Raw genomic sequence first — 8919 nt, forward strand, 5'->3', positions numbered from 1 at the left:
CGGAACAGACACACCCGCCGCCCCGACCATGACAGCGCCGCAAAGTCCACGCGCGAGCAGTGCCGGAACAGACACACCCGCCGCCCCGACCATGACAGCGCCACAAAGTCCACGCGCGAGCAGTGCCGGAACAGACACACCCGCCGCCCCGACCATGACGACGCCGCAAGGTCCACGCGGGAGCACTGTCGGAACGGACATGCCTGCCGCCCCGACCATGACAGCGCCGCAAGGTCCACGCGCGAGCAGTGCCGGAACGGACATGCCTGCCGCTCCGAGCGTGACAGCGCCACGAGGTCCACGCGCGAGCATTGCCGGCCGGGCGGTCCCGGTTGTACGAACTGCACCAGGCCCTCACCACTCGGCCGCCAACGGGCGGCCGTTGCCTGGCCGTCCTGGTGCGCACCGGGCCGCTGGGCCGATCGCTTCCGGCCGGAGCGGCGGCGCGGCGGCGATCACGCTTGGCCGGCTGCGCTGTCGCGCGCCTTTGGTGCGGGGCCTGGTCGGTCTCGCACTCCTCGATTTGTCAGATGCTCCGTTTCGAGCTCGCCACCTTGGTGATCCACTACCTGGCCGGAGGGGATGACCAAGAGGGGTGGCGATGCCGAAAGGACGGCAGCACAGCCTCGTCGATGATCGCGGACATGATCCAAAACCATCACGAACAAGACCAAGCCAATAGTGAGCCCAACCGGCAGTTGGCGTGGCGCCTTATAGACAGAATCCTGCAGTATCGTGAGAAAGGTTAACCGTTGACGAACAGGACCACGGCTCCCAACTGGCGCAAGAGCAGCCGTTGCGCGACCGGAGCATGCGTGGAAGTGGCTGACCTGTCGGACGCCGTGCTGATGCGCGACTCCAAGCAGCCCGAGGCGCCCGCGCTGTCATTCACCCGGCTTGGCTTCAACGACTTCCTTGTCGGCGTGAAGAACGGCGAATTCGACGTCAATTGAGCGACGCTCAGGAGAGGCGCGCCGGAGGCAATAGCGCGCCTCTCTTGGCACGGTGTGCGCAGTAACGGCATTAACGACATATCGCATTTGTCCGGCGCAATGACGTGGCATTCCGTTCCTTCTGTCCCGGCTGTTGCCTACGCTGACTCCTTGGGAACACAAGGAGGCTGGTTCAAATGCCAATTGATCCGTCCGGGATTGAGTGGCGACGGAGGTGCGCCAGCGGCGCCTGTGTCGAGGTCGCCGAAGTGGGCCGATCCGTGGCGGTCCGGGACTCGAAGGACCCCAACGGGGAAGTGGTGCTCTTCTCTCGCTCAGCGTGGAGCGAGTTCGTCGCCGGTATCCGCCACAACGAGCCGCACCCTTAGCCGGTGCATCCGGAGCGACCCGCCGCTCGCTCCACCGTCCCCGACCCTCAACCGCCGCAGGCGGGGGCGCCCCCTATCAAGCGCACATCGCCCGGCCACGAAGGCCGGCGGTGTAGCCACGGCAAGTCCGCCGACACAGTCGTCCAACCGCCTCGCGAGGCCGGTCAAGGCGCTCAACCCCGCCGGCTCAGCGCCTTGACCGCCGCGAGCGCAGGCTGCCGTGGCCCCTCCGCCGGCCGTTGACCGCGGCGCCATTCAGGTGACCGGCTTAGCATGCGCCAGGCTCGTCCACCGGACGCATCGGCCGCGATCACACGACCCGCCATTGCCGGCCATCGCCCCGTCGCGGCATTCAAGCCGCCGCCGCCCAGGACACACACCAGAGCCAGGCCGGCCTCAACCGGATACGTCGCCCACGAAGGCGACCCGACATTGCCGGTCATCACCGTCCCGGCGTTCAAGCCGCCGCCCGGGCCACACACCAGGGACAGGCTCGTCCGACCCGGACGCATCCCGCGGATCGCACGACCCGACATTTGCCGGGCCGTCGACCGTGGCGCTATTCAGGGCCCCGCCGGGCTGCACGCCAGCGCAAGGCATGTCCGAACCGGGCACGTCCCCCACGCTCGACCCACCCGGCAAGGATGGGCGCCTATTGATGGCTGGCGTTCACGGCAGCGGCATTCGCACCGTCACCGGCCGCACCCCAGCGCCAGGCCTATTCGAACCGGACACGACGCGGCCGCGATTGGGCGCCTGGCATGGGTAAGTGTTGCTCATTGGTCGGGGCGGCAAAGCACGCCGCGCACCGGTCACACGCCGGCGTCGGGCCCTCCGAACCCAACGCGGCGGCCGGGCAGGCGCCGCGACTCGGTATGGAGGGGTGCTCTCCATTGATGATCGCCGTACCCTGGTGAGGTCTGCGGGGTGGTCGTCGTCAAGACAACAGTGTGTGTCGTGGGTGGTGGGCCCGCCGGTGTCGTGCTGGGTCTCTTGCTCGCGCGCCAAGGTGTCGAGGTCGTGGTGTTGGAGAAGCACGCCGACTTCCTCCGCGACTTTCGCGGCGACACCGTGCACCCGTCCACGTTGAACCTCCTCGACGAGATCGGCCTCGGTGCGGCCCTCGCGCGCCGGCCCGGGCGCCCCGTTGACGACCTGCGGGTGACCTTCGACGACGGCACGGTGCGGGTTGCCGACTTCAGTCGGCTGCCCGGCCGGCATCGTCACGTGCTCTTCCTGCCGCAGTGGGACTTCCTGGATCTTCTCGCCGACGCCGCGGCCGCGTTTCCGTCGTTCACCTTGCTGCGGTCGGCCGAGGTGGTCGACGTGCTGCGCGCAGGTGAGCGGGTGGTTGGCGTGCGCACCGCGGACGGGCGCGAGGTGCGGGCCCGGCTCACCGTCGCCTGCGACGGCCGCACCTCCACCGTGCGGGAGCGGCTCGGGCTGCGGCCGCAGGAGTTCGGCGCGCCGATGGACGTGCTCTGGTTCCGGCTTTCCCGGCGGGCCGACGAGCCGGCCGGGCTCGACATGCGGGTGGGTGCCGGCGGACTGATGCTCTGCATCGACCGGGGCGATTACTTCCAGTGTGCGTACGTGATCGCCAAGGGCGGCTATGACCAGGTGCGAGCGGACGGGCTCGACGCGTTCCGGGCGCGGATCGCCGCGCGGGCGCCGCACCTGGCCGACCGGGTGGGCGAGGTCGCGAGCTGGGACGACGTGCGGCTGCTGACCGTACGCCTGAACCGGCTGCGGCGGTGGTCGGTGCCGGGAGCGCTGCTGATCGGCGACGCCGCGCACGCGATGTCCCCGATCGGCGGCGTCGGCATCAACCTGGCCGTCCAGGACGCGGTGGCGACGGCCCGGATCCTCGGCCCGGCGCTGGCCGCCGGGACACTGCGCGACGCGGACCTGGCCGCGGTCGAGCGGCGGCGGCACTTCCCGACCGTGGTCACCCAGGCGGCGCAACGCCTGGCGCAGCGCCGGGTGGTCGACCCGCTGCTGCACACGACCGGCGCGGTGCAAGTCCCCGCGCCGATGCGCGTGCTCGACCGGACGGCGTGGCTGCAGCGCCTCGCCGCCCGAGCCGTCGGCCTGGGCGTCCGCCCGGAGCATCTCGTCTAGGCGACCATGGCGGCGTAGACGTCGCCGGCCTCGCTGATCGGGCGGTAGTGGTCGTCGGCCGCGGCCCGGTGGAGGTCGTCGAGCAGGTCGGTGGCCGGCGGCAGCGACAGCTCCTCCTGGAGGCGTCGGCGGTCGGCGTCCAGGTCGGGCCAGTCGGCGCGGATCTCGGCGTCCGCTTCGGCCAGCCAGGCGCGCAGCTTCGCACCGCCGTCGTCGCCGAGCGGGTACGCGGTGGCGTCGTGGATGCTGGACAGGCCGACGACCAGGGCCAGCGCGTCGCGCAGGGTGGTCGCGACGAGGCCGCCCTCGCCTTCGGAGCCGACGTAGACGACCGGCCGGTCGGCGCCGTCCCCCACCAGCATGAACGCGCCGCCGCCGCCGTCGCCGGCGACCATCTCGAGCGGCTCGCCGCCGGCCAGGTGGACCGGCTCGACCGGGCCGTTGTCCACACGGGACAGGTCGAAGTCGAACTGGGCCAGGGACTCGGCGATCCACGGCGTCGCGCGGATGTGGTCCAGGAGGTCGCGATCGGACATGCCGAGACCGTACCGCCTAGTGGTTGCCGTTCAGAAAGTCGAGCAGTTCGGCGGCCACCGCCGTTGGGGCCTGCTCCGCCTGATGGTGGCCGCTGTCGATCACACGGTGCCGGAGTGGCTGGGCTAGCCACGGTGTCCAGATCGCGGCCGGGTCGCCGTGGATGTTCAGGTCGTCGTTTGCCGACTCCAGCAGCATCGCCGGGCAGGTGATCTGGCGGCCCGCGTCGCGGTCCGCCTCGTCGTGGGACCGGTCGATGCCCAGGCCGGCCCGATAGTCCTCGCACATTCCGTGTACGACCGCCGGGTCGCGGAGGGCCGACCACACGTCGGCGTGGTTGTCGGCGCCCATCGCGGCCGGTTCGGGTGTGCGGTACCAGGCGTCCGGGTCCGCACAGATCACGCGTTCCGCCGGCTTGTCGGTCTGGCCGAGGAACCACCAGTGCCACCAGGCGCGGGCGAAGACGGCGTCGGTGCGCTCGAGATGCTCGACCACCGGGAGGCCGTCCATCACCACGAGGTGCGAGACCCGGTCCTGATGGTCCATCGCCGTGCGGAACGCGACCAGCGCGCCACGGTCGTGTCCGACCACGGCGAACCGTTCGTGCCCGAGGTGCGTCATCAACCGCGCGACGTCGCGGGCCATGGCGCGCTTGCTCGACTGCGCGTGGTCGGGCTCGTCCGGCGGAAGCGTCGACCGGCCGTACCCCCGAAGATCAGGCGTCACCACGTGGTGCCGCGCGGCCAGCCTGGGTGCGACGGCGTGCCAGGTCGTGTGCGTGCGGGGATGGCCGTGCAGCAGGACGACCGCCGGGCCGGAACCACCGTGCCTGACCCGCAGCGTGACCTCACCGACGTCGACGTTGTCGAGCGTGAACCCATCGAACATCGCAGGACCGTACCCAGCTGATCATGGCCCAAACGCTCTTGACCCTCGAGTGGGTCGAGGCCCCAGGATCGCCGGACGTAGGCGAGCGACGGGAGAATAACGGTGGACCTCAGCAATCCGGTGCTTCAGCTTTGTCAGCAAGGGATGCTGGCCGAGGCGGAGGGGCGGCCCGCCGACGCGCGGGTGCTGTTCGAGCAGGCGTGGGCCAGTCAGGCCGACGACTACGACGCCTGTGTGGCGGCGCACTACCTGGCTCGCCACCAGGACGACGTGGCGCAGACGCTGCGGTGGAACCAGACGGCCCTGCGGCATGCGGTCACCGTCGACGACGACCGGGTCGCGGCCTTCCTTCCCTCGTTGCATGTCGCCGTGGCCTTGGCCCAGGAGAGCTTGGGTGACACCGTTGCCGCACGCGGCGCGTTCGAGTGTGCCTCCGCGCACGTCGGCGCGCTGCCGGCGGACGGCTACGGCGACCAGCTCCGCGCCGCCATCACCGCCGGTCTCGACCGGCTGGGCTGACCAGGAGGGCGCTCATGCGCGTGGCAATGGCGACGGCACCGGCGGCGCGGGGCGGCGTCAACGAGGACTTCTTCGTCGCCGCGCCGGGGTTCGCCGTGTTGCTCGACGGTGCCGGGACGCCGGGCATCGAGGCGATCTGTCGACACGGGGTCGCCTGGTACACCACGCGGTTGGGCGGTGAGCTGGTCGCGCGCCTCGCATTCGACGGTGGGGCGCTCGCCGAGGTGCTGCGCGACGCCATCGAGGCCGTGGCCGACCTGCATCGGGACACCTGCGACCTGGCCGACCCCAGCAGTCCGTCCGCCACCGTGGCCATCCTGCGCTCGGCGGACGATCGGGCGGACTACCTCGTACTCGGTGACTCGGTTCTGTTGCTCGGAGCCGCGCCCATCGTCGTCGAGGACCGGCGGGAGGTGGTGTTTCGGCGGCCCTATCAGGAGGTCTATGACGCCGCGGCGGACGGGAGTGCCGAACGGGAACGGGCCAGGCGCGTGTACGTGGAGGCGTTGCGGGCCAACCGCAACCAGGACGGTGGGTTCTGGCTCGCCAAGGACGACCCGCGCGCGGCGGCCCAGGCGGTCACCGGCACGGTGGCGGCCGCCGAGGCGGCCCTGCTCAGCAACGGTGCCAGCCGCTACGTCGACCGCTTCCACGCCGCGGACTGGGCCCAGGCGCTGGTCACGCTGCGGACGACCGGACCAGAAGAGATCATCCGTCGGGTACGCGCGGCGGAACAGGCGGCCGGCATCGCCCCGGACGACGCCACGGTCGCCTACTGCACCGACCTGGCCGGCGGAAGCTAGCCCGGCCTATGGTCGGAGGAGAGGGGGCGCGATCATGGCCGACTCATGGCACAAGCTGCCCGGCGCCAAGACGTACCGCGTGCTCGAATCCGGACCGACCATCCTCGTCTCCACCCGCAACAAGGCGGGGCGGGCCAACCTGATGACCGTCGGGTTCCATATGGTGATCTCGCACGAGGGCGTGCTCGCGGCGATCGTCTCGCCCGGTGACTTCTCGCAGGAGTCGTTGGCCGAGACCGGTGAGTGCGTGATCGGGGTGCCGGGCGTCGACCTGGCCGAGCAGGTGGTCGACATCGGCAACTGCTCGGGCTTCGAGGTCGACAAGTTCGACCGGTTCGGGTTCACCGAGAAGAAGGCGCAACACGTTGCCGCACCGCTGGTCGCCGAGTGCCTGGCCAATGTGGAGTGCACGATGCTGGACGACTCGCTCGCCGACGCGTACAGCGGGCTCGTGATCCTGCAGGCCCAGCAGGTCTGGGTCAACAGCGGGCGGGCCGAGCACCGGACCTTCCACCACAACGGCGACGGCACCTTCAACGCCGACGGCGACCTGGTCGACCTGCGCGAGCGAATGGTGCTGTGGAAGGCCTACCAGGACTGAGGCCTCACCAGATGACGACGGCGCCGCCGGCCTTGCGGGCGCGCTTTATCGCCCCGGCGATGTTGCGCAGCCGCTGCGCGACGAAGTCCGGGTCGCGGCCCACCGACGCCGAGACGTAGCCGATGTTGTCGAGGAGCAACCGGCAGTCGGCGTCGAGGGCGTCGAGTTCGGCGGCGGTCTCGGCGTACACGTCCTGTGTCGCGAGCATCGGCAGCATCCTGGCCCCCAGCGCCACCACGCACGGGGCGCCGTAGATGCCGGTGCGCGCGGTCGTCGGGCCGGCCAGGTCGGAGCCGGCCGGGCCGTCGAGGAAGACCATCTCGCCGGCGGGGCCGCGGACGTACGCGTGCACGAGGAGGCTCATCACTGTCGATCGTTACACATCGACGACGCTCCGCGTACACAACTAAATGGTTGTGCAACGAGCTGGTTGTGGATAGGGTCGGAGGCGTGACCACCGACGAGCTCAGCCTGGTCTTCGGCGCCCTGGCCGACCCGACCCGGCGCGCCATCCTGGAACGCCTGGCCCGCGGCGACGCGACGGTCAACCAGCTCGCCGAGCCGTTCGCGATGAGCCAGCAGGCGATCTCCAAGCACATCAAGGTGCTGGAGAAGGCCCAGCTCGTGCGCCGCACCCGGGCCGCACAGGCGCGCCCGTGCGCCCTCGACGCGGTGCGCCTCGACAGCGCCGCCGGGTGGATCGCGGAGCACCGGCGCATCTGGGCCGACCGCTACGACCGTCTCGACGAGCACATCGCGCGGCTGCGCACGAAGGAGTCCGCATGACCGACCCGGGCGAGCTCACCTACCGCCGCGTGCACGACGCACCGCCGGAGCTGCTCTTCGACTGCATGACCGACCCGGCGCACCTGACGCATTTCTGGGGCCCGACCGGCACGACCACGCCGCTCGACGGGATCGTCGTCGACCTGCGCCCCGGCGGCGCTTTCGAGACGACCATGGTCAACGACCAGAACGGCAGCACCTACACGATGCGCGCTGTCTATGTGGAGATCGACCGCCCGCGCCGCCTGGTCTGGGTCGAGCCGGAGTCGCAGGGCGGGATGAAGACGACGGTCACGTTCAGCGTGCTCGCCGACGGCCGCACCGAGGTGATCACGCACCAGACCAACGTGCCGGCCGCGTACCGCAGCGCCGCGGCCCGCGCCGGGTTCCAGACCAGCCTCGACCGCTTCGCGGCCTACCTGGAAAGCATTGGAGGGGGTACGACATGGGAAAGGTGACGTCCACCGACGGCACGACGATCGCATTCGAACGCACGGGCGACGGCCCACCGGTGATCCTGGTCGACGGCGCGATGTGCTACCGCGCCTCGGGCCCGATGCGCCCGCTGGCAGCGCTTCTGGGCAAGCACTTCACGGTGTACGCGTACGACCGCCGCGGCCGCGGTGACAGCGGCGACACGGCACCGTACGCCGTCGAGAAGGAGATCGACGACCTGCGGGCCCTGGTCACGGAGGCCGGCGGCGAGGCCTTCGCCTACGGCATCTCCTCGGGCGCGGCCCTGCTGCTGCACGCGGCGGCCGCCGGCGTTCCGTTCTCGCGGCTGGCCCTCTACGAGCCACCCTTCGTCTCGGAGACCGACGGCGGCGCGTGGAGCTCTTCGTACACGGCCCGCCTCGGCTCGCTGTTGTCGGCGGGCCGTGACGGCGACGCGGTTGAGCTGTTCATGACCTCGGTCGGCCTGCCGCCGGAGATGGTCGCGGGGATGCGGACGCAGCCGTTCTGGCCGATGGTCGAGGCGATCGCACCGACCCTGGCCTACGACAACACCGTCATGGGCGACAGCGCGGTGCCCCGTGAGATCGCCGGCGCGGTGACCGTGCCGACCCTGGTCGCCGCCGGCACCGCAAGCCCGGACAACCTGCGCGTCGCCGCAAAGTCGACGGCGGAAGCGGTCCCAGGGGCGCAACACCGCGAGCTCCCGGACCAGACCCACGACGTGGCCCCGGAGGAGTTGGGCCCGATCCTGACGGACTTTTTCGGAGACCGGTGAGAGCGCTGGTCGACGTCTCCGCCGACCGCGCTCTCTACTCATCGCGCTCTTGAACTTCCGCCCGTCGCCCGGCCAGCCGGGCGCTGCGCTTGGGTCGCTCCTCGGCTGACTCTGG

Annotated in this window: 12 protein-coding genes; 9 read left to right on the plus strand and 3 right to left on the minus strand. The window is 70.8% G+C overall.

Going from position 1 to position 8919, the window contains the following annotated elements; translation table 11 throughout:
• The first annotated feature begins 752 nt into the window (after positions 1–752).
• The 3 genes from AB0H87_RS17630 (at position 753) to AB0H87_RS17640 (ending at position 3442) form a co-directional block, all read left to right on the plus strand.
• Positions 753–953 (plus strand): DUF397 domain-containing protein, encoded by a 201-nt coding sequence (locus AB0H87_RS17630; protein ID WP_360146005.1) that lies wholly within the window; start codon positions 753–755, stop codon positions 951–953.
• A 176-nt stretch (positions 954–1129) separates the two neighbouring features.
• The gene (locus AB0H87_RS17635; RefSeq protein ID WP_360146008.1) at positions 1130–1321 is read left to right on the plus strand and encodes a DUF397 domain-containing protein; all 192 of its coding nucleotides are present in this window, start codon (positions 1130–1132) and stop codon (positions 1319–1321) included.
• A 927-nt stretch (positions 1322–2248) separates the two neighbouring features.
• Positions 2249–3442: an FAD-dependent oxidoreductase gene (locus AB0H87_RS17640; protein WP_360146011.1), complete on the plus strand. Its 1194-nt coding sequence runs from the start codon at positions 2249–2251 to the stop codon at positions 3440–3442.
• Here the strand turns inward: AB0H87_RS17640 and AB0H87_RS17645 are convergent.
• Together AB0H87_RS17645 and AB0H87_RS17650 are read right to left on the minus strand one after the other, a co-directional pair.
• Positions 3439–3978: a hypothetical protein gene (locus tag AB0H87_RS17645; protein WP_360146014.1), complete on the minus strand. Its 540-nt coding sequence runs from the start codon at positions 3976–3978 to the stop codon at positions 3439–3441. The genes AB0H87_RS17640 and AB0H87_RS17645 overlap by 4 nt on opposite strands.
• 16 nt (positions 3979–3994) lie before the next feature.
• The gene (locus AB0H87_RS17650; protein ID WP_360146017.1) at positions 3995–4864 is read right to left on the minus strand and encodes an alpha/beta hydrolase; all 870 of its coding nucleotides are present in this window, start codon (positions 4862–4864) and stop codon (positions 3995–3997) included.
• A 102-nt stretch (positions 4865–4966) separates the two neighbouring features.
• Between AB0H87_RS17650 and AB0H87_RS17655 the strand changes: the two genes are divergently transcribed.
• The 3 genes from AB0H87_RS17655 to AB0H87_RS17665 are packed head-to-tail and all read left to right on the plus strand — an operon-like array spanning position 4967 to position 6787.
• Positions 4967–5383: a hypothetical protein gene (locus AB0H87_RS17655; protein ID WP_360146020.1), complete on the plus strand. Its 417-nt coding sequence runs from the start codon at positions 4967–4969 to the stop codon at positions 5381–5383.
• A gap of 14 nt (positions 5384–5397) precedes the next feature.
• On the plus strand, positions 5398–6186 hold the full coding sequence (locus tag AB0H87_RS17660) for a hypothetical protein (protein WP_360146023.1): 789 nt from the start codon (positions 5398–5400) through the stop codon (positions 6184–6186).
• 34 nt (positions 6187–6220) lie between these two features.
• Positions 6221–6787 carry a flavin reductase family protein gene (locus AB0H87_RS17665; RefSeq protein ID WP_360146026.1) on the plus strand — a complete coding sequence of 189 codons (567 nt, stop codon included), beginning with the start codon at positions 6221–6223 and terminating at the stop codon, positions 6785–6787.
• A gap of 4 nt (positions 6788–6791) precedes the next feature.
• Here AB0H87_RS17665 and AB0H87_RS17670 read toward each other — a convergent pair whose 3' ends face one another.
• On the minus strand, positions 6792–7151 hold the full coding sequence (locus AB0H87_RS17670) for a hypothetical protein (RefSeq protein WP_360146029.1): 360 nt from the start codon (positions 7149–7151) through the stop codon (positions 6792–6794).
• An 86-nt stretch (positions 7152–7237) separates the two neighbouring features.
• Here AB0H87_RS17670 and AB0H87_RS17675 point away from each other — a divergent pair, with 86 nt between their 5' ends.
• The 3 genes from AB0H87_RS17675 to AB0H87_RS17685 are packed head-to-tail and all read left to right on the plus strand — an operon-like array spanning position 7238 to position 8804.
• A complete protein-coding gene (locus AB0H87_RS17675; protein ID WP_360146032.1) occupies positions 7238–7573 on the plus strand; it encodes a metalloregulator ArsR/SmtB family transcription factor in 336 nt (111 codons plus the stop codon).
• Positions 7570–8031: an SRPBCC domain-containing protein gene (locus tag AB0H87_RS17680; protein ID WP_360146035.1), complete on the plus strand. Its 462-nt coding sequence runs from the start codon at positions 7570–7572 to the stop codon at positions 8029–8031. The genes AB0H87_RS17675 and AB0H87_RS17680 overlap by 4 nt, the downstream gene beginning before the upstream one ends.
• The gene (locus AB0H87_RS17685) at positions 8019–8804 is read left to right on the plus strand and encodes an alpha/beta hydrolase (RefSeq protein ID WP_360146038.1); all 786 of its coding nucleotides are present in this window, start codon (positions 8019–8021) and stop codon (positions 8802–8804) included. Before AB0H87_RS17680 ends, AB0H87_RS17685 begins: the two co-directional genes overlap by 13 nt.
• Positions 8805–8919 lie beyond the last annotated feature (115 nt).

The sequence above is a fragment of the Asanoa sp. NPDC050611 genome, from assembly GCF_040654855.1.
Lineage (GTDB): Bacteria > Actinomycetota > Actinomycetes > Mycobacteriales > Micromonosporaceae > Asanoa.